Annotated in this window: 24 protein-coding genes; 10 read left to right on the forward strand and 14 right to left on the reverse strand. The window is 72.0% G+C overall.

What is annotated here, in order from left to right:
- Window positions 1–4: 4 nt before the first annotated feature.
- Window positions 5–685, forward strand: coding sequence for an NAD(P)H-hydrate epimerase (locus tag AOM04_RS07625; RefSeq protein WP_062464178.1), 681 nt, complete (start codon window positions 5–7; stop codon window positions 683–685).
- A gap of 15 nt (window positions 686–700) precedes the next feature.
- Here the strand turns inward: AOM04_RS07625 and def are convergent, their stop codons facing one another.
- Window positions 701–1,201, reverse strand: coding sequence for a peptide deformylase (gene def / locus AOM04_RS07630; RefSeq protein WP_062464179.1), 501 nt, complete (start codon window positions 1,199–1,201; stop codon window positions 701–703).
- Between the two features lie 44 nt (window positions 1,202–1,245).
- On the opposite strand from def, the gene AOM04_RS07635 reads away from it, so the two are divergent.
- Window positions 1,246–1,803, forward strand: coding sequence for a GNAT family N-acetyltransferase (locus tag AOM04_RS07635; protein WP_062464180.1), 558 nt, complete (start codon window positions 1,246–1,248; stop codon window positions 1,801–1,803).
- Window positions 1,800–2,654, forward strand: coding sequence for an ADP-dependent NAD(P)H-hydrate dehydratase (locus AOM04_RS07640; RefSeq protein WP_062464181.1), 855 nt, complete (start codon window positions 1,800–1,802; stop codon window positions 2,652–2,654). Before AOM04_RS07635 ends, AOM04_RS07640 begins: the two co-directional genes overlap by 4 nt.
- Before the next feature lies 1 nt (window position 2,655).
- On the opposite strand, the gene AOM04_RS07645 is transcribed toward AOM04_RS07640, so the two are convergent.
- The 3 genes from AOM04_RS07645 to AOM04_RS07655 are packed head-to-tail and all read right to left on the reverse strand — an operon-like array spanning window position 2,656 to window position 4,024.
- Window positions 2,656–3,225 (reverse strand): hypothetical protein, encoded by a 570-nt coding sequence (locus AOM04_RS07645; protein WP_062464182.1) that lies wholly within the window; start codon window positions 3,223–3,225, stop codon window positions 2,656–2,658.
- A complete protein-coding gene (locus AOM04_RS07650; protein WP_062464183.1) occupies window positions 3,222–3,521 on the reverse strand; it encodes a DUF1905 domain-containing protein in 300 nt (99 codons plus the stop codon). Before AOM04_RS07650 ends, AOM04_RS07645 begins: the two co-directional genes overlap by 4 nt.
- The gene (locus tag AOM04_RS07655) at window positions 3,518–4,024 is read right to left on the reverse strand and encodes a gluconokinase (protein WP_062464184.1); all 507 of its coding nucleotides are present in this window, start codon (window positions 4,022–4,024) and stop codon (window positions 3,518–3,520) included. The genes AOM04_RS07650 and AOM04_RS07655 overlap by 4 nt, the downstream gene beginning before the upstream one ends.
- Before the next feature lie 171 nt (window positions 4,025–4,195).
- Here AOM04_RS07655 and AOM04_RS07660 point away from each other — a divergent pair, with 171 nt between their 5' ends.
- The 5 genes from AOM04_RS07660 (at window position 4,196) to AOM04_RS07680 (ending at window position 10,461) form a co-directional block, all read left to right on the forward strand.
- On the forward strand, window positions 4,196–5,899 hold the full coding sequence (locus tag AOM04_RS07660) for a hypothetical protein (protein WP_062464185.1): 1,704 nt from the start codon (window positions 4,196–4,198) through the stop codon (window positions 5,897–5,899).
- 114 nt (window positions 5,900–6,013) lie between these two features.
- The gene (locus AOM04_RS07665) at window positions 6,014–6,610 is read left to right on the forward strand and encodes a 2-oxoacid:acceptor oxidoreductase family protein (protein WP_062464186.1); all 597 of its coding nucleotides are present in this window, start codon (window positions 6,014–6,016) and stop codon (window positions 6,608–6,610) included.
- Window positions 6,603–7,829 (forward strand): transketolase C-terminal domain-containing protein, encoded by a 1,227-nt coding sequence (locus AOM04_RS07670; RefSeq protein ID WP_062464187.1) that lies wholly within the window; start codon window positions 6,603–6,605, stop codon window positions 7,827–7,829. Before AOM04_RS07665 ends, AOM04_RS07670 begins: the two co-directional genes overlap by 8 nt.
- Window positions 7,826–8,821, forward strand: a complete 996-nt coding sequence (locus AOM04_RS07675) for a thiamine pyrophosphate-dependent enzyme (protein ID WP_062464188.1) — start codon at window positions 7,826–7,828, stop codon at window positions 8,819–8,821. Before AOM04_RS07670 ends, AOM04_RS07675 begins: the two co-directional genes overlap by 4 nt.
- Window positions 8,818–10,461 carry an NAD(P)-binding protein gene (locus tag AOM04_RS07680; protein WP_062464189.1) on the forward strand — a complete coding sequence of 548 codons (1,644 nt, stop codon included), beginning with the start codon at window positions 8,818–8,820 and terminating at the stop codon, window positions 10,459–10,461. The genes AOM04_RS07675 and AOM04_RS07680 overlap by 4 nt, the downstream gene beginning before the upstream one ends.
- Before the next feature lie 191 nt (window positions 10,462–10,652).
- Here AOM04_RS07680 and AOM04_RS07685 read toward each other — a convergent pair whose 3' ends face one another.
- From AOM04_RS07685 to AOM04_RS07715, 7 genes are all read right to left on the reverse strand, one after another.
- Window positions 10,653–10,856: a cold-shock protein gene (locus AOM04_RS07685; RefSeq protein WP_062464190.1), complete on the reverse strand. Its 204-nt coding sequence runs from the start codon at window positions 10,854–10,856 to the stop codon at window positions 10,653–10,655.
- 355 nt (window positions 10,857–11,211) lie between these two features.
- Window positions 11,212–12,201 carry an ABC transporter permease gene (locus tag AOM04_RS07690; RefSeq protein WP_082104487.1) on the reverse strand — a complete coding sequence of 330 codons (990 nt, stop codon included), beginning with the start codon at window positions 12,199–12,201 and terminating at the stop codon, window positions 11,212–11,214.
- Complete coding sequence (locus AOM04_RS07695; RefSeq protein WP_062464191.1) at window positions 12,198–13,187, reverse strand: ABC transporter permease; 990 nt, start codon at window positions 13,185–13,187, stop codon at window positions 12,198–12,200. Before AOM04_RS07695 ends, AOM04_RS07690 begins: the two co-directional genes overlap by 4 nt.
- Window positions 13,187–14,710: a sugar ABC transporter ATP-binding protein gene (locus AOM04_RS07700; RefSeq protein ID WP_062464192.1), complete on the reverse strand. Its 1,524-nt coding sequence runs from the start codon at window positions 14,708–14,710 to the stop codon at window positions 13,187–13,189. Before AOM04_RS07700 ends, AOM04_RS07695 begins: the two co-directional genes overlap by 1 nt.
- An 84-nt stretch (window positions 14,711–14,794) precedes the next feature.
- Window positions 14,795–15,871, reverse strand: coding sequence for a substrate-binding domain-containing protein (locus tag AOM04_RS07705; protein ID WP_062464193.1), 1,077 nt, complete (start codon window positions 15,869–15,871; stop codon window positions 14,795–14,797).
- An 88-nt stretch (window positions 15,872–15,959) separates the two neighbouring features.
- Complete coding sequence (locus tag AOM04_RS07710; RefSeq protein ID WP_062464194.1) at window positions 15,960–16,880, reverse strand: sugar phosphate isomerase/epimerase family protein; 921 nt, start codon at window positions 16,878–16,880, stop codon at window positions 15,960–15,962.
- Window positions 16,877–17,953, reverse strand: a complete 1,077-nt coding sequence (locus AOM04_RS07715; RefSeq protein WP_062464195.1) for a Gfo/Idh/MocA family protein — start codon at window positions 17,951–17,953, stop codon at window positions 16,877–16,879. Before AOM04_RS07715 ends, AOM04_RS07710 begins: the two co-directional genes overlap by 4 nt.
- A 337-nt stretch (window positions 17,954–18,290) precedes the next feature.
- Here AOM04_RS07715 and AOM04_RS07720 point away from each other — a divergent pair, with 337 nt between their 5' ends.
- Together AOM04_RS07720 and AOM04_RS07725 are read left to right on the forward strand one after the other, a co-directional pair.
- The gene (locus tag AOM04_RS07720) at window positions 18,291–19,181 is read left to right on the forward strand and encodes a sugar phosphate isomerase/epimerase family protein (RefSeq protein WP_062464196.1); all 891 of its coding nucleotides are present in this window, start codon (window positions 18,291–18,293) and stop codon (window positions 19,179–19,181) included.
- Window positions 19,182–19,370: 189 nt separating this feature from the next.
- Window positions 19,371–20,654 carry an ROK family protein gene (locus AOM04_RS07725; protein WP_062464197.1) on the forward strand — a complete coding sequence of 428 codons (1,284 nt, stop codon included), beginning with the start codon at window positions 19,371–19,373 and terminating at the stop codon, window positions 20,652–20,654.
- A 46-nt stretch (window positions 20,655–20,700) separates the two neighbouring features.
- Here AOM04_RS07725 and AOM04_RS07730 read toward each other — a convergent pair whose 3' ends face one another.
- The 3 genes from AOM04_RS07730 to AOM04_RS07740 form a co-directional block, all read right to left on the reverse strand.
- Entirely contained in the window at window positions 20,701–21,408 is a 708-nt protein-coding gene (locus AOM04_RS07730; protein ID WP_228373661.1) for a hemerythrin domain-containing protein, read from the reverse strand.
- 142 nt (window positions 21,409–21,550) lie between these two features.
- Window positions 21,551–22,954, reverse strand: coding sequence for an MFS transporter (locus AOM04_RS07735; protein WP_062464199.1), 1,404 nt, complete (start codon window positions 22,952–22,954; stop codon window positions 21,551–21,553).
- The gene (locus tag AOM04_RS07740; protein WP_062464200.1) at window positions 22,947–23,375 is read right to left on the reverse strand and encodes a MarR family winged helix-turn-helix transcriptional regulator; all 429 of its coding nucleotides are present in this window, start codon (window positions 23,373–23,375) and stop codon (window positions 22,947–22,949) included. Before AOM04_RS07740 ends, AOM04_RS07735 begins: the two co-directional genes overlap by 8 nt.
- Window positions 23,376–23,450: the final 75 nt, after the last annotated feature.

Consider the following 23,450-nt stretch of genomic DNA (forward strand, 5'->3'; position numbering starts at 1 on the left):
GCGCATGACCACCAGCGAGAACATCGTCACCGTCGCCCGGCTCCGCGCCGCGGAGGCGCGCGCGATGGAGACCGTCCATGAGGACGTCCTCATGGACCGCGCGGCGGTCGCGGTGGCCGATGCCGCGGTCGCCCTCGCCGCCGAGCGCGGGCTTCCGCTCGCCGGCCTTCCCGTGTGCGTGATCGCGGGCCCGGGCAACAACGGCGGCGACGCCCTGCTGGCCGGGGCGCTGCTGGCGCGACGGGGCGCGAGCGTGGTCGCGGTCGCCGTCGCGGACCGGGTCCACCCCCGGGGCGCACGGATGCTCGCCGAGGCGGCCGGCTCGCACGCCTTGTCGGGGATCGAGTTCCCGCTCGGACGCGAGCGCGTGCTCGACGCGCGGCTCGTCATCGACGGCTTCGCGGGCATCGGGGGCCGGCCGGGGCTTCCCGACGGCGCGTACTCGCTGCTCGGCCGCGCGGTCGAGGCCCGCCTGCCGATCGTGGCGGTCGACATCCCGTCGGGCCTCGCCGCGGACTCCGCGGACCTGCCGGCGCCGGACGCGTTCCCCGACGCGCCTCCGCGCTACGTGCGCGCCGACGTCACCGTGACGTTCACGGCGCCCAAGCGCTGCCTGGTCGAGATGCCGGCCGCCGCCGCGGCGGGCCGCGTCATCGTCGCGGACGTGGGGGTCGACCTCGGGTGACCGCCCCCGCCGGCCTCAGGAGCGCGACTCGAGGGACTCGCGCAGCTCGCGCATCGCCTTCTTGCGCACGTCCTTGCGCAGGCGGTCCAGGTAGAGGTGGCCGTCGAGGTGGTCCACCTCGTGCTTGATGAGGCGGGCCCAGATCTCCTCGCCCTCGATCTCGACCTTGTCGCCGTTGAGGTCGGTGCCGACGGCGCGCGCGTACGCGGGCCGCTCGCAGGGGTACCAGAGGCCGGGAACCGAGAGGCAGCCCTCCTCGCCGAGCTCCTGGTACTCCTCGCTCACCTCGACGATCTCGGGGTTGAGGATGTAGCCGATGTCACCGTCGATGTTCCACGAGAACGCCCGCAGCGACACGCCGATCTGGTTCGCGGCGAGCCCGGCGCGGCCGTCGTGGTCGACGGTCTCGACCAGGTCCTCGACCAGCTGTCGCACGCGGTCGTCGATCTCGCCGACGCTTTCGCAGGGGGTGCGGAGGACAGGGTCGCCGATCACACGGATGTCACGCATTGCCATGGGCGTATCCTCCCATGCCCCGGGCGCGGGCGTATCGTCGGGATATGACGCTCGAGACAGCGAGACTCCTGCTACGACCGTTCCGCCTCGACGATGAGGCCGACGTCCACGTCTACGCGTCCGACCCGGCGGTGTGCCGCTTCACCGAGTGGGGTCCCAACTCCGAGGACGACACGCGCGCGTGGGTCGCGGACGCCGCGGCCGCGGGGATCCCCGCCCATTGGGCCATCACGCTGCGGCACGATGCGCTGGGCGCCGGGGGCACCATCGCGGCAGGCACGGTGGTGGGCGGGGTGGGCGTCTACGGCGAGGGCCGCGGCCCGCTGGAGGCCTCCCCGCAGATCCGCGAGCTCGGCTGGGTGGTGCGGCGCGACCTCTGGGGGCGCGGCATCGCGACCGAGGCCGTCCACGCCGTCATCGACGCGCTCGAGGAGGACGCGACGCTCGAGCAGGTGCACGCCCGCTGCCGCCCCGAGCACAAGGCGTCCGCCAAGGTGATGAACCACCTGGGGCTCACGCTGCTGCGCCGGATCGAGAACGACATCCTGCGCGACGGCCAGTGGATGCACTCCGACCTGTACGCGCGGACCGTCACCCGATGACCCCGATGCGCCGCTGGGAGCGCGCGGACGTCGCCGCCTCCTGGCCGGTGCCGGGCGCAGCCGACGACAAGTACTCGCGCGGCGTCCTCGGCGTCGTCGCGGGGTCGCAGGCCTATCCCGGGGCCGCGGCGCTCGTGGTCTCGGGCGCGATCCGGGCCGGCGCCGGCATGGTGCGCTACGTGGGGCCGGACCGCGCGCAGGACCTGGTGCTCGCGCATCGTCCCGAGGCGGTGGTGCATCACCCGGTCGACGTCGCCGAGCGGGTCCCGCGTGCCCAGGCCTGGGTGGTGGGGCCCGGGGTGGCCGACTTCCCCGAGCAGGACGCCGCGATCGGGGCCGTGGTCGCGGAGTCCGTGCCGATGGTCGTCGACGCGGGCGCCCTCGAGACGGTCGCGCGGGCCCGCGCGGCGGGCGTGCGGGCGGTCGGTGCGGAGCGCGTGCTGCTCACGCCACATGCGGGCGAGCTGGTGCGCACGCTCGAGGCGCTGCGCCACGATGTCACGGCCGCCGACGTGGAGCGCGACCGCGTGGGCCACGCGAGGCTGCTGGCCGAGGCGGCGCGCGCGACGGTGCTGCTCAAGGGCGCGGTCACGCTCGTGGTCTCCCCCGGCGGCGCCGCGATCGAGCTGCCGGAGGCCCCCGCGTGGCTCGCGACGGCCGGCGCGGGCGACGTGCTCGCCGGGATCGCGGGCGCGCTGCTCGCTTCCGGGCTGCGCGCGGACGCGGCTGGCGCGTCGGCCTCGTGGGTGCATGCGCGCGCCGCGGAGCTCGCCTCGGGCGGCGGGCCGGTCGCGGCGCTCGACGTCGCGGGCGCGGTGCCGCGCGTGATCGCGGGCCTGCTCGCCGGCTAGCTCAGTCGGCGATCGGCGCGGCGCGGCCGGTCACCTGGAACAGCACCAGCACGCCGACCGCGCCGAGGAAGCAGATCACGGCGACCACGGCGAACGCGGTGACGGCGCCCAGCGACGCCGCGACCCGCGGCAGCAGCACGTTGGTCGCGGCGGCCACGACGGTGCACGGGAGCACCACCGCGATGAGCGCGAACGGGATCGCGGCGGCCGAGCCCGCGATCGCGACGATCACCGCGGCCGGGATCAAGCCGAGCAGCCCGCCCATGGTCGCGAAGGAGCGCGCCGAGCGCGCGCGGGGCACCCCGAGCGTGCGCACGTGAAGCCACCGGCCGACTGTCTGCGCGACGGACGCGATCCCGACGGCGACGATGAGGGCCGTCGCGACGAGCGTCGCCGCCTCCGTCGTGTCGACTCGGCCCGGGCTCGCGCCGCCGAGGAGCCCCCACACCCACGCGCCCGCGGGCACGCACAGCGCGGCCGCCAGCGTGTACAGCGGGATGTCCACGGCGGTCGCGATCCACGCGGCGACGACGGGCTCGCTCAGCGGGCCGCCCGCGCGCGGACCGCTCATGCGACGGTGGTCAGCCGGAACGAGGCCGCGCCGCCGGGCGCGAGCCCCTCGGTCTTCATGACGGCCTGCTTGACGGGCAGGATGAACGTCTTGCGCGCCTGCGACGGGAAGATGCTGGTGCGCCACGTGGTCGCCCCGACGGTCACCTCGACGCGCACCGCGCCGAAGCCGCGGCGCGGGCCGTGCTGGGCGTCCTCGATCTCGTCGGCGACGTCGAACGGCAGGTCGACGAACACCCAGGTGGCGGTGGTCGCCTCCCACAGGTACAGCGTCGCGTCGAACTGGTAACCGCTCACGCGAGCGACGCTAGCGCCGCGGCGACGATCGCCGCTACGCCCCGGGTCGCGTCGACGCGCTCCCCCGGCTCGTCCGGGCCGAGCGGCTCGAGGGCCGCGAACTGCGAGGCCACCAGCGAGGCGGGCATGAAGTGGTCGGTGCGAGAGGCGGACCGGCGCGCCGCCTCCTCGGCCGTGAGCACGAGCTCGAGGAACGATGCACCGGGCGCCGCCGCGCGGATCCGGTCCCGGTACGCCCGCTTGAGCGCGCTGCACGCGACCACGACGCCACGCCCGGCGCGCGCATCGTCCAACGTCGACCCGACGCGGTCGAGCCAGGGCCACCGGTCGTCGTCGTCGAGCGGGATGCCGGCCGCCATCTTCGCGACGTTCGCGTCGGGGTGCAGTCCGTCGCCGTCGACGAAGGGCACGCCGAGCGCCTCCGCGAGGGCGGCGCCGACGGTCGACTTGCCGCACGCGGTCGGGCCCATCACGACGATCAGCGGCGTCCCGTGTGCGCTCATGCGACCCTCCCTGGTGGCTCCCTGAGACGATATCGGGCGCCGACGCGCGTTTCCGCCGCGTTAAATCTTCGCAATCCCTACTTATGGGGGTAATTCGGGCGTTACCATTCGCCGTAGGGCTGGGGGCCGGCGGCCGTTCTCGCGCCGCCCCTCGAGGGGGAGGGACCGCGCATGGGCGTGCCTGCGTGGCGGCATCTGGGACGCGAGGGCGTCCTGCGAGTGCTCGCGCTTGGAATCATGGTGCTGGGGATGACCCTGGGGCTCGTCATGCTGGCGTCGGCGGCCACGGCCGCGCCGGTCGCGACGGACGATGCGACCGACGGCTCGGGCGCCGTCCTCACCTATCCCGCCCCTCCGCCCGCACCCGCCCCGGTGATCCACACGTGGACGCCGCCGGTGCTCGCCCCCGTCGCCGCACCGGACCTTCCGACCAAGAAGCACAAGAAGAAGGCCGCCGCGGCGCCCCTCGCGCCCGTCACGGTGACCGTGCCGGCGCCCGACCCCACGCTCGTGTGGGCGTTCGACCTCACCGGCGCCGACGGTGCGGCCCTCGCGGGGCGCGAGCTCCACCACGGCGACCGGCTCCACGTGGCCGCCACGGGCCTGCCCGCGGGCGCGACAGTGAGCGTGGAGCTGCACTCCACGCCGATCGGGATGGGCTCCGCGACGGTCGACGCGTCAGGCGGGCTCGACCTCACCATCGTGGTCCCGGAGGCCGCCGCCGTGGGCGACCACCGCATCGTCGCCACGCTGTCCGCGGACGGCTACGCCGACTCCGAGGCGTCGGTGCCGGTGACCGTCGCGAAGGACTTCCCGTGGCTGTCCCCCACGGTGCCGACGCTGTTCAACCTGGAGCTCACCCCGTTCAAGGTGGTCGCGACGGCATCGCTGGCGTCCGCGTTCCTGCTGCTCGCGGCCGTCCCCGCCGAGCTGCTGCAGTCCACGCTGACGGAGAACTACGCGCGCGCCTTCGGCTGGATCCCGATCGCCGCGCGCCGACGCGCGGGCGGCGCCACCCGAGGCAAGCGTCGCTACCGGCTGCCCACGTGGCTGTCGTCGGGCCTCACGGTCGCGGCCGCAGCGCTCATCCTCGGGATCGGGCGCGCCGGCTGGAGCCTCGAGCGCGAGTCGCTCGTCACCTACGTGAGCCTGTTCCTGTCCCTCACCGCCCTGAACCTGGGCCTCAACGCCGTCCGCGTGCTCGCCGCGCGGCGCCGGTTGCGCGTGCCCGGGCGCATGATCCCGCTGCCGGGCTCGCTCACCGTCGTGGTCGTCTCGGTGGTGGTGTCGCAGGTGCTCCACATCGAGCCGACACTGATGTTCGGCATCGTCGTGTCCGTGCAGTTCGGGCGCTCGATGTCCGAGCGGCACGAGGGACGGCTCGCCCTCCTGGGCGTGAGCGCCGTGTTCACCATGGGCGTCATCGCATGGATCCTGCTGAGCATCCTCGACGTGACCGTGGGTCGCACCGAGGCGCTCGGCGGGATGATCGTCGAGGAGACGCTCGCCGCGATCACGCTCGAGACCCTCGCCGCGCTCGTGGTGGGCCTGCTGCCGTTCACATACCTCGAGGGCAAGGCCATCCGCGACTGGAGCCCCCGCATCTGGCTCGCGTCGTACTTCGTCGCCGCGGTCTCGTTCGTGCTCATCGCGGTGCCCACCGGCGCCTCGTGGGAGGAGTCGGAGACGCCGCTGATCACATGGCTGCTGATCTGCGCGGGCTTCGGCGTGGTGTCGCTCACCGCGTGGGCGGTGTTCCGCTTCACCCCCGAGGGGCGTGCGCACGCGCACCACGTCGCCGGGCACCACGGCCACGACGCGCCGCCTCCCGAGGCTCCCCCGGCGGAGGCCCCCAAGGAGCCCGCGGGCGTCTGAGCCGCGCCCCCTCACCGGGACCTCGGTCCCATTCCTCGTACCCCGACCGGCCTACCGTGAAGGGGTGGGCCGTCAACGGCGACTGCCCACCACGCGCCGTCGGGAGGCGATGCCATGAGGCAGGTCCGGGTCCACGGCAGGGGCGGCCAAGGGGTCGTCACCGCCGCCGAGATGCTCGCCCGCGCGGGCTTCCTCGCGGGCCACGAGGCGCAGGCGATCCCCTCCTTCGGGTCCGAGCGCACCGGCGCGCCCGTCGTGTCGTGCTGCCGCTTCGCGGACACGCCGCTGCGCACACGCGAGCCCGTCCTCCACCCCGACGTGGTGCTCGTCCAGGACCCGACGCTGCTCGCCTCGGACCACCCGTTCGCGGGCCTCGCCCCCGGCGGGCTCGTCATCGTCAACACCACCGCGGACGCACCCGCGGTGCGCGCGCAGGCCGGCGCCGAGGACGTCCACGCCACCGTCCTCACCGTGCCCGCGATGCAGATCACGCTCGAGCGGCTCGGCCGCCCCAGGCCCGCCGCCGCGATGCTCGCGGCCTACGCCGCCGCATCGTCCGACATCACGCTCGACGCCGTCAAGCAGGTGTTCCGCGAGCGCTTCCCCGGCCCCGTCGGGGAGGGCAACGCCCGGGCGGCGGACGATGCGTTCGCCTACGTCCGCGCCGAGCTCGCCGGCGCGGGGCGAGGCTTGGAGAGCCGCCATGCGTGAGGTGCTCGAGGGCTCCCAGGCCGTGGCGCGGACGGTCGCGCGGTGCCGGCCCGGCGTGGTGTGCGCGTACCCCATCTCCCCGCAGACGCACATCGTCGAGGCGCTGTCCGTCATGGCGCGCACCGGCGAGCTCGCCAACTGCGAGTACGTCAACGTCGAGTCGGAGTTCTCCGCGATGTCGGTCTCGATCGGAGCATCGGCGGCCGGGTCGCGCGCCTACACCGCGACCGCGTCGCAGGGCCTGCTGTACATGGCCGAGGCGGTCTACAACGCGGCGGGCATGGGCCTGCCCATCGTCATGACGGTCGCCAACCGCGCGATCGGCGCCCCCATCAACATCTGGAACGACCACTCCGACGCGATGGCGATGCGCGACTCCGGCTGGCTGCAGCTGTTCGCGGCCGACAACCAGGAGGCCGCCGACCTCCACGTCATCGCGTTCGCCGTGGCCGAGGAGCTGGGCATCCCCGCGATGGTGTGCATGGACGGGTTCGTGCTCACGCACGCGTCGGACGTGGTCGAGCTCGCGACCGCCGAGCAGGTCGACGCGTTCCTGCCGCCCTACCGCCCCACCCAGGTGCTCGACATCGACCACCCCGCGACGCTCGGCACCATGGCCGGCCCCGAGTCCTTCACCGAGACCAGGTACCTCCAGCACCTGCGCTTCCTCGACGCCGCCGCCGTCATCGAGGCCTGGTCCGACCGCTTCCGCGAGCAGATCGGGCGCGAGGCGGGAGGGCTGATCGCCCGCTACGACCCCGACACGCTGGACCGGGACCGCGGGGCGCCGCCCGCATCGTCCACCGATCTCGCGGTGGTCGCGATGGGCTCCGTCGTCGGGACGCTGCAGTCGGCGCTCGCGCCGCTGCGCGCGGAGGGCGTGCCCGTGCGGCTGCTCTCGGTCGGTGCGTTCCGCCCCTTCCCCGAGGAGGCGCTGCGGGACGCGCTGGGCGGGTCGCGGCACGTCGTGGTGGTCGACAGGGCGCTCGAGCTGGGCTCGGGCGGCGTGCTCACCGGCTGCGTGGGCCGGGCGCTTGCCGGGACCGGCTCGCACCTGCACTCGGTGGTCGCGGGGCTGGGCGGCCGGCCGATCCTCGAGGCCTCGTTGCGCGACGTGGTGCGGCGGGCGCTGGTCGACGAGGTCGGGTCGCTCGAGTTCCTCGACCTCAAGCCCGGCATCCCCACGCCGGCGCTCGGCGCGACGGAGGTGGCGCGATGACCACGGTCCACATCCCGTTCCTCCAGACCGGCACCCTCGCGGTGGGCGGGCGCCTCCTGGACGATGCGCAGCGCTCGCTCCAGTCGCACGCCGACAGGCCGTCGTCGCTCACCAAGGGCCACCGGGCCTGCCAGGGCTGCGCCGAGGCGCTCGCCGCGCGCTGGGTGATGGACACCGCGGTGGAGGCCGCGGGCGGGCGACTCGTGGTCGCGAACGCGACGGGCTGCCTCGAGGTGTTCTCGACGCTGTACCCCGAGAGCGCATGGAAGCCGCCGTGGGTGCACTCGCTGTTCGCCAACGCGGCCGCGGTCGCGACCGGCATCGCGGCGGCACTGCACGCGCAGGGCCGCGACGACATCCGCGTGCTCGCGCAGGGCGGCGACGGCGGCACCGTCGACATCGGGCTCGCCGCGGTGTCGGGCATGTTCGAGCGCAACGACGACGTCCTCTACGTCTGCTACGACAACCAGGGCTACATGAACACGGGCGTGCAGCGGTCCTCGGCGACGCCCGCGTCCGCGCGCACCGCGACCACCCCGGCCGTCGGGCGCAACCCCGGCCAGGCGTTCGGGCAGGGCAAGTCGATGGTGAAGATCGCGATGGCGCACGAGATCCCCTACGTCGCGAGCGCGACCGTCGCGGATCTCCGCGACCTCGAGGCGAAGGTGCGCACCGCGATGTCGATCCACGGCGCGCGCTACCTCCACGTGCTGGTCCCCTGCCCCGTGGGCTGGGGCGCGAATAGCGCGGAGTCGATCAGCCTGTCGCGCGCGGCCGTCCAGTCGGGCATCTTCCCCGTCATCGAGGCGCGCGCGGGCGAGCTCACCGACGTGCAGCGCATCCGCGAGCGCGCCAAAGTCGAGGACTACCTCAGGCCCCAGGCGCGGTTCGCCCACCTGTTCAGGCCTGGCGGCGAGGACGCGCTGGAGCGGTGGCGCGTGCTCGCGGAGGCCAACATCCGACGCTACGACCTCCTGGGAGGTGCCTCATGAGCGGCCACGACGCTCCCCCGACCGTCGGCGTCTCGACCGGCCCGGCCACCTCGCTCGCCTATCACACGGGCACATGGCGGACCGAGCGTCCCGTCTACGTCGAGCTGTCCCCGCCGTGCTCGCTGGCCTGCCCGTCCGGGGAGGACATCCGCGGCTGGCTCGGGTCCACGCAGGAGGGCGCGGAAGGCTTCGAGGCGGCGTGGCGGCGGCTCGTGGCCGCCAACCCGCTGCCCGCGGTCATGGGGCGCATCTGCTATCACCCCTGCCAGACGGCCTGCAACCGGGGCTCCGTCGATGAGGAGGTCGGGATCAACGCGGTCGAGCGGTTCCTCGGCGACACCGCGCTCGACGAGGGCTGGGCGCTTCCCTCCCCCGCCGCATCGTCCAGGCGGCGCGTCCTGGTGGTGGGCTCGGGTCCCGCGGGGCTGTCCGCGGCCTACCACCTGCGCCAGCTCGGCCACGCGGTGACCATCCGGGAGGCGGCCGCGGAGCCCGGCGGCATGATGCGGTACGGCATCCCCGCCTACCGGCTGCCGCGCGAGATCCTCGCGGCGGAGATCCGGCGGATCGTGGACACCGGGGTGGTGCTCGAGTGCTCCACTCCCGTGACGTCGCTGGACGAGGCGCAGGCCGAGTTCGACGCGGTGGTCCTCACCATGGGCGCCGGGGTCGCGCACCACGTCGACATTCCCGCGGCTGCGGCGTCGCACATCGTGGACGCGATCGACGTGCTGCGGGACGTCGCGTCGGGCAAGCCTCCCCTGCTCGGGCGCCGGGTCGCGGTGTACGGCGGCGGCAACACGGCCATGGACGCGGCGCGGACGGCGCGGCGGCTCGGGGCGTCCGATGCGGTGGTGGTCTACCGGCGCACGCGCGAGCAGATGCCGGCGCACCCGACGGAGCTGGACGACGCGGTTGGCGAGGGCGTGCGCGTGCAGTGGCTGTCGACGATCTCCGCGGTCGACGGGCCGAAGGTGACGATCGAGCGGATGGTGCTGGACGAGGAGGGCCGGCCGCACGGGACCGGCGAGTACGAGGAGCTCGACGCCGACACCGTGCTGCTCGCGGTCGGGCAGGACGCGGACCTGACGCTCCTGGCCGACGTGCCCGACGTGGGCGTGACGGACGGGGTGGTCGCGGTGGATCCGGCGACGCTCATGACCGGGCGGGACGGGGTGTTCGCGGCCGGCGACGTCTCGCCCGGCTCGCGCACCGCGACGTACGCGATCGGGCGCGGGGCGCGGGCGGCGAAGGCCGTGGACGCGTGGCTCGCGGCGCGGGTGCTGCCGGCGGAGCCTCCCGCGCGCGAGGCCACCACCGACAGGTTGAACACCTGGTACTACTCCGATGCGCCGAAGCAGCATCGCCCCGAGCTGGAGGCCGCGAGGCGCGTGACGGGCTTCGAGGAGGTGCTGGCCGGGCTCGACGCGGAGCACGCGGTGTTCGAGGCGAGACGGTGCCTGTCGTGCGGGTCGTGCTTCGAGTGCGACAACTGCTTCGGGATGTGCCCGGACGACGCGATCCGGAAGCTGGGCCCGGGGATGCGCTACGAGATCGACTACGACTACTGCAAGGGCTGCGGCATCTGCGCCGCGGAGTGCCCGTGCGGGGCGATCGACATGATCCCGGAGGTCAGGTAGGCGCTCGCCGTGCCCGCGCATCGTCCCCGTGCCGAGTGGTACCACGGGGCACGAGTCGCGGGCGAGTCGTGGCGATTGGTACCACTCCGCCGCAGGGCAGCCGCGCATCGTGCCCCGGATACGACAACGGCGGGGACCCGAAGGTCCCCGCCGGAGCGAGTTGCCCGTCCCGCGGGACGGTCAGCGAAGAGTTACAGCGGGCGGATGTTGGCCGCCTGCATGCCCTTCTGACCCTGCTCGGGGTCGAACTCGACGCGCTGGTTCTCCTCCAGCGAGCGGAAGCCCGAGGAGTTGATCGCGCTGAAGTGCGCGAACAGGTCGGCGGAGCCGTCGTCGGGGGCGATGAAGCCGTAGCCCTTGTCAGCGTTGAACCACTTGACGGTGCCAGTAGCCATGATGTGTTTCCTTACTTCGTTGTAGGCCGCGGATCGCGGCCCGTGATGCGGCGCCGGCGGGGCCGGCGTGCGTGGGTTCCCGTTGGACCGATGCGCGATGCGCCGGTTCGACGGAGGTCTGAGGGCGCTTCATGAGGCCGTGAGGCCTGCACCGGCGGCGAACGCGAGTGTTGCTCGAATCTCGCCGCAGCGCCGGGATGGATGCTCGGAGTCTGGAACTTGCCAGTCTCGACAAGCGTGCAGGCGGATGCCCGCGCGAGCAAGTGTACGGCATCGGCGTGCGAGGCGACAGGGCGGATGGACGATGCGGTGGGTCGCGGCCGTCCTTGGCGGCCCGGTCGTCGTCGTCCCGCGCCTACGTCCTGAGCTTGCGCTGACGACCGTACATGCCGAGCAGCACCAGGAGCACGACGCCGCTGGTGATGGTGCGCCACGACTCGGGCATGTTCATGGTGCTCAGGAGGCTGGTGAGGAACGTCAGCACGAGCGCGCCGATGGCGGTCCCGAGATAGCCGCCCACGCCGCCCGAGGCGAGCGTGCCGCCGATGATCACGGCGGCCACCGTGGGCAGCGTGTAGCTGTCGGCAAGGTTGAGGAACACCGACTCCGTGTAGCCCAGGAGCAGGATGCCTCCCAAGCACGCGAAGACGCTCGATGCCACGTAGGCCATGATGACGTTGCGCCGCACGGGCACGCCGGACAGGTTCGCCGCGACTCGGTTGGATCCGACCGCGTAGATGTTCCAGCCGGCGACCGAACGCCGCAGCAGCCATGTCACGGCGACGATCAGCACGATCCACACGTAGACCACGCCGGGTACGTCGAACAGGCCGCGGTTGTTCACGAGGCCCGTGAGCGCCGGTGCCGACCGGCCCGCGGCCGCTCCCCCGGTGTACGCGAGCGCGATGCCGGCGACCACACCGGTCATGCCGAGCGTCATCACGAAGGGAGGGATGCGGAGGTACGCGATCCCGAGCCCGTTGACGAGGCCGATCACGGCACCGACCAGCACGGGCACGAGGATGCCCAGCAGCAGGCGGGAGTCGCTGCCGTCCATGATGCGGGCGGCGACGATGGCCCCGAGCGTGGCGGTCTTGCCGACCGACAGGTCGATGCCGTCGCCTCCGGACAGGATGACGATGGTCTGCCCGATCGCCATGATCCCGAGGAAGCTGGCGACGCGCACCATGCCCACGACCTGGCTGTACGCGCCGAATCCTGGGGAGACGAGCTGCCCGACCAGCACGATCGCGACCGCGACCGCAGCCGCGATGAAGATGGGGTCGGTGACGATCGCGCGCCACCGTGCGGCGGTGGGCGCCGCAGGGCTCTGCATGGCGGTCATCGCTGGTCCTTCCTGCTCATGACGACGGAGAGTGCGATCGCGGCGACGATGATGACGCCGCTCGCGAGCTGGCGCCACGTCGTCGGCACGCCCATGAACGACAGCACGGTCGACACCATCGCGAGGATGATCGCGCCGGCGACCGCACCGATGCCGCTGCCACGGCCGCCCGCGAGCGCGATGCCTCCCAGCACCACCGCCGCGATCGAGTCGAGCGCCATCGAGGACCCGACGAACGGGTCGCCGGAGCCAGTGTTGGCGAGGATCGCGAGCGCTGCCAAGCCCGCGAAGGCGCCGGCCACGATGTAGCTGGCCATCTGCACCCGGACCACGGGCACGAGCGAGGCGAAGGCGGCGCTCCGGTCGCCGCCCACGGCACGGATGTGCCGCATCAGGCGGGTGCGCGAGAGCAGCCAGTACAGAACGATCGCGAGCACGACGATGAGCACCGACACCGGGATGCCGATCACCAGGCTGCGGTAGCCGGTGGTCATGGTGCTCGGGACCATGCCCCCGGGCTTGGGCAGCACGACGAGCGCGGCTCCGGCGAAGACCGAGTTGGTGGCGAACGTGGCGATGAGCGGCTGGAGCCGGATCACGCCCACGATGAAGCCGTTGATCGCACCGGCGATCACGCCCGTGACGATGGCGGCCAGCACCCCGATCGCGACGCGCGACGGCTCGCCGTCCATCACGGTGAGCGCGACGACGCTCGCCAGCGCCACGATGCTGCCGATCGAGAGGTCCAATCCGCCGCCGATGACGACGACGGCCTGGGCGACGGCCGCGAACACCAACGGCGCGAAGGTCGCGAAGTTGCTGGTCAGCGAGTAGGTGGTGAAGAAGGTGGGCTGGAGAGCAACGTTCAGCGCGGTCACGACGATCAGGAGACCGATCGTCACCCAGGTCGACAGCGAGAAGGTGAGGTAGCGCTGCCAGCTGCCATCGCGGATGGCTCCGACGGTCGTCTGCGGCGGGGTCGTCATCACGATTCCTTCGTGTCGTCGTCGGAGATGCGCAGCGCGGCTGCGACGAGGTTGTCGTGGGTGACGTCGGTGCCCTCGAGCTCCTGGACGATGCGACCCTCGTAGAGGACCAGGACCCGGTCCGCGAGCTCCGCGAGCTCGACGTCGTCGCTGGAGTTGAGGATCACGCCGACGCCCTGGGCGGTGAGGTCGCGGATGATCGCGTAGATCTCCGCCTTCGCGCCCACGTCGACACCCTTGGTCGGGTCGTCGAGGAGCACGATGCGCGGCTCCGACAGGAGCCACTTGGCGACCACGACCTTCTGGGCGTTGCCGCCCGAGAGCGTGCTGACCGCGTCGGCGAGCGCGCCGATCTTGATGCGCAGCGCGTCGACCTGCGAGGTCGCGGCCTCCTTCTCCGCGCGGGCGTCGATGACGAGGCCGGCGCGGGCGCGGCGCCCGAGGGTCACCGTCGAGATGTTCTCCTGGATCGAGCGGACGCTGTAGAGACCCTCCGACGCACGGTCTCCGGGCACCAGGGCGAGGCCCGCCGCGATCGCGGACCTCGGGTTGCGGAACTCGACGGGATCGCCCGCGACCTCGATGCGTTCCGCCTGTGCCGGCGACGCGCCGAAGATGCCCGTGAGCAGCTCGGACTGGCCCTGGCCCTGGAGCCCCCCGAGGCCGACGATCTCGCCCGGGTGGACGTCGAGGCTGACGTCGGCGAGACCCTCGGCCTGCAGGCCCCGCACCGACAGCACGGGCTGGCCGTCGCGGGACGGGGCCGGGCGCTCGCCGCGCCCCGCCGCCCTTGCGAGGTCGCCGACCATCAGCCGGACCAGCTCCTGCTCGTCCGTGTCCTTCACGTCGACAGTCGCGACATTGAGGCCGTTGCGGATGATCGTGGCGCGATCGCAGAGATCGAGCACCTCCTCCATCCGGTGCGACACGAACACCACGCCCACACCCTCCGCCGTCAGCTCGCGGACCATGGCGAACAGCAGCGCGACCTGGTCACGGTGGAGCGACGCGGTGGCCTCATCGAGCACGAGGAAGCGGGGCCGTCGCAGCACGACCTTGGCGAACTCGAGCAGCTGCTTGGTCCCGGGATTGAGCGAGCCGACCCTCGTGCGGGGTCCGATCCCGCCGCCGAGCACAGGGCTCAACCGCTCAAGCATCGCGTCGACCTCGACCAGCTGGGCCTTGGGGGTCAGCCAGCCGGCCCGCGCGGCCTCGGTGCCGAGCACGAGGTTCTCGGCGACGGTAAGGTGCGGGATGAGCGAGAGCTGCTGGTAAACGGACTCGATGCGGTGATGGTGGGCGTCCTGCGGGCCGTGGATGCGCAGATCCTGCCCATCGAGACGGATCGTCGCCGCGTCGGGACGGACCGCGCCCGCCATGACCTTGTTCAGCGTCGACTTGCCGGAGCCGTTGGGGCCGAGCAGCCCGTGGACCTCGCCCTCGGCCACGGACAGGGAGGCGCCCTTGAGCGCCTGGACGCCGCCGTAGCGCTTGTCGACGCCGGTGATGTCGAGACTTGCCATGATGCGTGTTCCTCTTGGGGGTTCAGCGGGACGTGCAGACCGGGGCCGGGCGCCGTGCTTCACGGCGCCCGGCCCGGCCACCTGTCACTGGAAGTACTGGGCGACCTCGTCGGCGCTCAGGATCGAGTCGAGCACGTAGGTGTCCGCCTGGTCGGAGACCCCTGCCCACGTGTCGGCAAGGTTGTCGTTCGTCACCGGGGTGTCGAGCGGCAGGATGATGCTGTGGCCGTCGGTCACCTTCGACTGGTCGAGCTCCTTGCCCTGGAGCAGGTTGATCGCGAAGTGCAGCGCGGTCGCACCGGTTCCCGGCGGGTTGATGACGCCGACGCTGGCGAAGTCGGACCCGGAGTCCACCAGGTCGGTCCACATGCGCAGGAACCCGACGCGCGCCTCACCGCCCACGGTCACCGAGTCGGTCTTGTCGGCGGCCTCGACCGCACGGAGCACGCCCTGGGCCATGCCGTCGTACGTCCAGATGCCGTCGACGTTCGGGTAGGTGGCGAGCAGGTCGGTGGCGACCGTCTGCCCCGTCGCCTGGTCCCAGCCGCCGTCGCCGTGCGTGAGCACCTCGATGTTGTGCTCGGCGAACACCGGCTCGGCACCGGCCCAGCGGGCGTCGGTCGCCGGGTTGCCAGCGGCTCCCTCCACGGTGACGATGCTCGCTCCGTCACCGACGGCCGAGGCGAACCACTCGGCGCTGGCAGCGCCGAGGTCCTGCTGAGAGATGCCCACGTTGAGCACGTCGGGCGAGTCCACCGCCTGGTCGATCGCGATGACGGTGATGCCCTGGCTGATGGCCTCGTCGAACACGGCGCTCAGCGCCGTGGCCGAGTTCGGGTCCACGATGATCGCGTCGACGCCCTGGTTGATGAGGTTGCGGATCTGCTGGATCTGGCCGTTGACGTCCGCGTCGGCGTTCTCCATGACGAGCTTGTCGACCACACCCTCGGCCTTGTACTCGTCGAACGTCTGCTCGATCGCGTCGATCATCTGGGTGCGGTACTCGCTGGCGACGAACGCGTTGCTCACGCCGATGGTGAACGGGCCGTCGCCTCCCGACGAGGCAGCGGGGCTGCCGGACGTGGCCGGCGCGCTGCACGCGGAGATGAGCGCCGCGCTGGCCGCGACCGCGGCCAGACCGAGTGCGTGGGACTTCTTCATGAGGATTCCTCCTTGAACCTGCTGAACTGGACTTCCCTGAACTGAACTGTGCTGCTGATGGCGCACGGAGGGCCCGCGCGCCCACCCTTCACGCGACGACGTGCGGCCGAAGCGTCCGATAGGCGATCTCGAGGCCGGTGAGGATCTTGTCGTCCGTCCCGCCCCACTGCGGGTCCTCATGCTCGACGGAGAGAACTCCGTCGAATCCACCCTCGTAGAGGACGTCGATCACGCGGACCCAGTCGACCTGGCCGAGCCCGGGCACCCGGTAGCGCCACCAGCCGACGTCCCACGGGTCCTCCCGGACCACGGCACGACCCGGCCATCCGAACCGGTTGCGACGGTCGGCGAACAGCTCGATGTCCTTGGCCTGGGCATGCGCCACATGGTCGACGTACGGGCGGAGCGCCTCGACGGGGTCGATGCCCATCCACATGAGGTGCGACGGGTCGTAGTTGAGGTAGAGCCCCTGGGCGAACATCCACTCCCAGAGCTCTGGAGAGTACGCGAGATTGCCGGGGTACCCGTCTGGATGCCACCCCTCCATCACGCAGTTCTCGATGACCACCTTGACGCCGGACTCGCCCGCGTGGTCGACGATCGGCTTGAAGATCTCCTCCGCGTCGGCGAGGTTCTCCCGCACAGGACGGGTCCAGTCCCGGCCGATGAACGTGCCGACGGTGGGCACGCCGAGCGCGGCGGCCGCGTCGATGCATGCGCGCACGTGGGCGTTGACCGCGGCCCTCTCGTCGGCGTCGGGATGGAGGTTGTTGTCGTAGAACGCGAGCGAGGAGATGGTCAGGCCGTAGCGATCGGTGATCTCGCGAACCCGGTCCAGCTCACCCCCGTGGAGACGGGTGACATCGATGTGGGACGCGGTGAACGGGCGATCGCCGAGTGCGGGCCACGCCGCGACCTCGAGCGCCTCATAGCCTCGGTCGCTCGCCCACGAGGCGATCTCCTCGAGAGACCACCCCGGCAGGCATGCCGTCAGGAATCCGAGCTTCATCCCGCCACCTCGATCCAGTCCTGGGTGCTGGCCGCCTCCATGAACGCCTTGGTCAGCACCGCGGCCCGGTGCCCGTCGGCGAACGTGGGAAGCCCGTCGACCTGATCGCCTCCCACTGCCGCGTAGACGTCGCCCACGAAGCCCGTGAAGCAGTCCTGATAGCCCATCGGGTGCCCGACGGGGACGATGTTGTACCGCTCGGCGGCCGGGGCGGTGCCCTCGGTGCCGCGGATCACCACGGAGTTCGCGCCGCGCGAGCCGAGCCACAGGCTGTCGGGATTCTCCTGGTCGAACTGTGCGGACGCCTCGGCGCCCTCCACGGACAGCCACAGACGGTTCTTCCGGCCGGGCGACACCTGCGAGATGACCACGGAGCCGACGACGCCGCCGTCGGTCTCGAACATCACGGTCGCCCCATCCTCGGTGAGGGACGGACCCGCCGGGCGATCGATCGCGAACGACCTCGCGGCGACCCGCGAGATGCGCTGGCCCGTGACGAACTCGGCGAGGTCGCACCAGTGGACGCCGATGTCGCCGAACGCGCGCGACGCACCGCCCTGCTTGGGGTCGACTCGCCAGTTGCCATCGCCCGGGCGTGAAAGCCAGTCCTGGAGGTAGGAGCCATGGATGAGCCGGACATCGCCCAGGTCGCCACGGCCGACCCTCGCCCTTGCGTCACGCACCGTCGGGTAGAACCGGTACACGAAAGGCACCGCGGTGACGACTCCTGCCTCGGCCGCCATCTCGACGAGCCTTGCGGCGTCGCCCGCGTCGGGCGCGAGCGGCTTCTCGCAGATCACGTGCTTGCCCGCCTCGATCGCGGCAGCGGCGATCTCGACGTGGAGGTGGTTGGGCGTGCACACGTGCACGACGTCGACCTCAGGGTCGGCAAGCGCCTCGCGCCAGTCGGCGGTGGCGCGCTGCGCGAAGGTGCGCTCCCCCGCGGCGTCGGCCTCGCCCTGGCTCGCCGCGGAGATCCATGCCACCTCGCCTCCGGCGGCGCGGACGGCGCGTGCATGCACCTGTCCGATGAATCCCGCGCCGATGATCGCGGATCTGATGCGACCCTGCATCGTGGACCTCCCTGTGACGAGCTTCGTTGATCTGAGCCGACCTTATGTGCGAGACGCGCATAAGTCAACGCCCATCGAACGCAATGGCTCAAATCCTCTATTTACCAGCCATTACAGGTGCACCGCGCGCAGCGCGGTCGCGGGATCATCGCCGCAAAGCGGACCCAGCGCCGCCGAAGCGTTGCGCACTTTTGCTCGTTTGGAGTTGACTTTCGTGCATAACGACCTAATGTGGCGCTTACCAGCCGAGGCCCAACGACGGGCCTCACGAAAGGGAGTGATTGCGTTGGACGGTACGACGAGGTACAGGACGCGGAAGCTGATCACGACGGCGGCATTGGCCGCGACGGCGACCCTCGCAGCGGCGCTGCCGGCCGCCGCGGCACCGGCGGACGCCGGCGCCGCGAGCGGTCAGGCTCAGCACCGGGCGGTGATCCCCGACTCGAAGATCAGCGTGCAGCTGTTCAACTTCTTCTACTACATCGGCTTCGGGCAGGACGCGGCCGCGCAGGGACGTCAAGCGCAGGTGTTGAGCGCACTGTCGGACGCGGGCTACCGGAACGTCGAACCCGTCGACTACACCGGCTTCCAGGGTCTCAGCGCCCAGGAGTACCGCGCCCTGCTCGACAAGAACCACCTCAAGGCCAGCGCGCTCCACACGTCGGTCTCGATGGCCACCACGGATGCGGAGTGGGCGCAGAAGCTGGAGACCGCGAAGACGATCGGCGCCAAGTACATCGGCGCCGGAGCGGACCCGCGCACGTTCACCACGCCCGAGGAGTGGGTGGCGTTCGCCCAGAAGATCGATCACTTCGGCGCGATGGCTCGCCAGCAGGGCATCCAGTACATGGTGCACCTGCACAACTGGGAGTTCACCTCCGTCTACGGTGACCAGAACGCGTTCCAGATCCTTGTCGACAACACCTCGGCGAAGAACGTCGTGTTCGAGCTCGACCTGTACTGGGCCACGGCCGCCGGTGTGGACCCGCTCGCGCTGGTCGACGACTACAGCGACCGGATCGCGCTGCTCCACGTCAAGGACATGGCGCAGGACGGAAGCATCACGACCGTCGGCGAGGGCACCATCGACTTCGGCGCGATCTTCGCCGAGGCCGGGCACGGCATCCGCTACTACGTGGTCGAGCGCGACCCCGCGAACGACCCTTCGTACGACCCGTTCGGCCCGTCGCTCGCGGGCCTCGACTACCTGCGGGACGTCCGCTTCTGAGCTCATCCTCGCCTCGGGGGGCGGGTCCGCGTGCTCACGCGGACCCGCCTTCCCACTTCTGCGCGCACGACATGCCTGGCAGCGATCGCTCGGAACCGAAGTTCGCTCCTAGAATCCTGAAGTGCGCATCGACGACCTAGGGGGACCATTGGGCAGCACGACTCCGCCCGTCCGAGAGGGCGGCCCGCGGTGAGCGGCGGCTCGTCCGCCGTGCTGGACTCGCGCCTGGCCTCGCTTGCCGCGGTGCTCGATGCGGTACGCAGCGCCGACGCCCACACGCGCCCGGAGATCGAACGCAGCACGGGACTCGGTCGCAAGGTGGTCGCGCAACGCGTGTCCGAGCTCCTCGAGGCCGGGCTTCTCGACGAAGGCACGCTCGGGCCTTCGACCGGAGGTCGCGCGCCGCGCCTCCTGCGCTTCACGGCCGAGTCGGGCGTGATGCTGGTCGCGCACTTCGGCGCCACGGGCGTGGTCGCGGGCGTCGCCGACCTGTCGGGGACGATGCTCACGCACCGCAGGCGGCCGCACAACATCGCCGATGGGCCGGACGCGGCGCTCGACGTCATGGTGGAGATGTGGGACGCGCTGCTCGCTCAGCTCGATGCGCCGGGCATCCGCGCGCGCGTGTGGGGTGTGGGAGTCGGCGTCCCCGGTCCGGTCGAGTTCTCGACCGCGCGCCCCATGTCCCCGCCGATCATGCCGGGCTGGGACGAGTTCCCCATCCGCGAACGCATCCAGGAGACGTGGGCGACGCCCGTGTGGGTGGACAACGACGTCAACACCATGGCGCTCGGGGAGCTGCGCGGCGGCCTCGCGCGCGGCAGCGCGGACCTTGTCTACATCAAGATCGGCACCGGCATCGGCGCCGGCATCGTGTCCCGAGGCCGCCTGCATCGTGGGGCGCAGGGTGTCGCGGGCGACATCGGCCACATCCCCGTCCGGGAGGTGCTCGGTGTCGTGTGCCGGTGCGGCCGTGTCGACTGCCTCGAGGCGGTCGCCGGTGGACGCGCGCTGGTGGACGCGGCGACCGTCGCCGCCCACCGTGAGCCCGAGAGCGTGCTGGCCGATCTGCTCCGACGCGACCACGCGCTCACGCTCGCCCATCTGTCCGAGGCCGCCTCGTACGGCGACCGCGCGACCATCGACCTGCTGCGGACCGCGGGCCGCCGCATCGGAGAAGGGGTGGCGTCGCTCGTCAACACCCTCAACCCGGACCTCGTGGTGCTCGGCGGACCAGTCAGCGAGGTGAGCGAGCTGATCCTCGCCACCGTGCGCCACACGGTGTACGAGCGGTCGCTGCCGCTCGCGACGCGCGACCTTGTCCTCACGCGATCCGTCGACAGCGACCTGGTGGGGATCACCGGCGCGGCGTTCATGGTCATCGACGAGATCTTCCGCGCCGAGGCGCTCGAGCACTGGGTCGAGCACGGCCGTCCCGGCGCGGACATCAGCCTGCTCGCACCCAGCTCCTGAGCGTCCTGCCGGCGCACGTCCGAGGCGCCGGCGCGCCCGAACCGCGTCAGATCGTCTCGGGGATCGGGCGTCCCGGGAACAGCGTCGCGTACTGCTTGCGGTACATGCGCTTGCCCACCAGCCGATAGGCCAGCCGCGCGAAGGCGGGGACCTCCTTGAGGAACTCGCGCTGGTCCTCGATCGGGTTGACGGCGAGGATCATGCCCAGATAGGCGATCACCACCTTCTTCTCGAACTCGTCGAAGCCGTGCTCCGAGAGCTTGTCGAACTCCTCGACGGTCAGCACGCGGTCGACGGCGGGCATCACCTCGGTGACCTCGCGGCGCAGGTGCGCCTTGAGCGTCGCGGACAGCGTCTCGTAGCGCCGGGCGAGGTCCTCCCCCGCCTCCTGGTCCGCCGTCGCGGTCCACCGGTCGCGGATCGGGGCGAGATCGTCGAGCATCACCTTGACCTCCGCGTGCTGCGCCAGCATCTGGTCCACGTGCAGGGCACAGGCGGGCGCGCGCTCGCGCAGCTGCGGGTACATGAGCTGGTCCTCGCTCTCGTGGTGCACGTGGAGGACCTTGTCGATGTTGGCGAGCACCGCCCCGACATAGGTGGAGCGCTCCGTGTCGCCGGGCGCGGCGGATCGCACGAGTCCCGGCGCCTCGTCGTACGCCCATAGGAACACGCGGTGCACGCGCCTCATCCCCGCGGTGCCGGAGCACAGGATCGGGCCGTCGGGAACCGGCGCCGCCACCTCGCCCGGTTCCATGGCGAAGAAATCTGACATCGGAGCCCCCCGCACCCTGTCCAGCACGGGGCGCCGATGCCCCCTGTCGAGGCGACGCTACGCCCCGCTCCGCCGCGCGGCAACGGGAGCGACGGGGGCGACGGGGGCGACGGGCGCGACGCGCCTACGCAACCGCCGCATCGTGCCGCGACCTGGTGCGCAGATGGTGCACCACCAGGCCGAGGAACACGACGGCGCAACCGGCGACACCGAGCGCGAGCGTGAGCGTGATGCCGGTACCCGTCGGGTGTGCGTCGGCGGCCATGTGGGCCGCGAGGACCGCGCCTGCGACCGCGCTGCCGATCGAGCCGCCGACGGTGCGCAGCACCTGGTTGAAGCTCACCGCGCTGCCGAGCTCGTCGGTGATGACGCTGCGGGCGATGAGGCCCGGCATGGCGGCGTAGGTGGTGCCGATGCCCACGCCGAACAGCAGCATGCCGGCGAGGATCTCCCACAGCGAGTCGTGCGCGACGAGCAGCAGCACGGTGGAGCCGGTGACGACGCCGGCGCCGAACGGCAGCAGCGCGGACAGCCGGATGCGTCCGGCGACGGCGTGGACGATGCGGTTCGCGCCGAAGCTGCCGACCGACAGGGGAAGCATGACGAACCCGGCCCAGAACACGGGCATGCCGATGCCGTAGCCGGTCTCGGTGGGCGCCTGCGCGATGAGGCTCGCCACCGACAGCCCAAGGTACATGGCCGCGCCGAGCCCCAGGCCCGTGGCGTTCGCGAGGAGCACGTCGCCGTGACGCATCACGCGCAGGTTGATGAGGGGGTGGTCGCTGCGCAGCTCGACCACGATCCACGCGGCGATCGCGATGACCGCGAGCGCGAGCACGCCCAGGGTCGCGGGCGACGTCCAGCCCCAGTGCTCGCCCTCGCTCACGCCGGCGAGCAGCGCGGCGAGGCCCACCCCGATCAGGATCGCGCCCGGAAGGTCGAACGGCACGCGCGGCGCGGACTCGTCGGGACCGCGCGGCACGCCCCGCACCACCACCACGATCGCCGAGGCGACGAACAGCGCGGCGAACCAGAAGGCCCACTCGTAGTCGAACGAGCCCGCGATGATGCCGGTGAGGGGGTAGCCGATGCCGATGCCGGTGGCGACCGTGACGGACAGGCTCGCGATCCCGACCGTCACGCGGTCGGCGGGCAGGTAGCGCCGCCCGATCGCGATCGTCATGGGGACGATGCCGTACGTGAGTCCCTGCATCGCGCGCCCGATGAGGAACACCGGGAAGGTCGTGGCGACGGCCGCGAGGATCGAGCCGGCCAGGATGATCGCGAGCGCGGTCACGAGGATCCGCTTCTTGTGCGGGCCGTCGCTCAGGCGCCCCATGACCGGCGTCGCCACCGCGCCCACCAGGAGGTTGACGGTGAGCATCCACTGCGCGGAGGCGACGGAGACGTCGAGCTCGCGCGAGATGGTGGGCACGAGCAGCATGCCGAGCGAGCTGACGATCGCGGTCGACAGCGCCGCGTAGACGAGCACCGTGAGCAGGCGCGGGGACACGCGCGCGTCATGCATCGAAGGCCCCCTCGGCGAGCGCGGCGAGCACGGGGATCGCGGCCGCGAGCGACGCCCGCCCCGCATCGTCCAACCTCTCCTCGATCGCCTGGGCGAGCCACGGCGCCCCGGCCCGGCGCTCGACCTCGTAGCGCTCGCGGCCCGCCTCGGTGAGGTCGATCCAGGAGCGACGCCGGTCCTCGGGGTCGGGGGTCCGGGCGACCAGGCCGCCGTCCTCGAGCTCGCGCACGGCGATGGTGACGGCCTGCGGGCTGATCCGGAGCGCGTGCGCAAGCTCGGACGCCGAGGCCGCGCCGCCGCGCGAGAGCCGTGCCAGGAGGCCCAGCTTCCCGAGGGACAGGGTGCGGTCGCGGTCGAGCCGGTGCATCACCGGCCGGAGCGCGTCCTGGAGGGCGAGCGACATGTCGAGCGATGGGGGCATGCGGACATGCTACAAGGAGATTGATAAAGGAGATTGACCATCAACGCCTAAGTGTGGGGGCGCCCGAGAGCAGCG

Source organism: Demequina soli (assembly GCF_000971195.1).
Lineage (GTDB): Bacteria > Actinomycetota > Actinomycetes > Actinomycetales > Demequinaceae > Demequina > Demequina soli.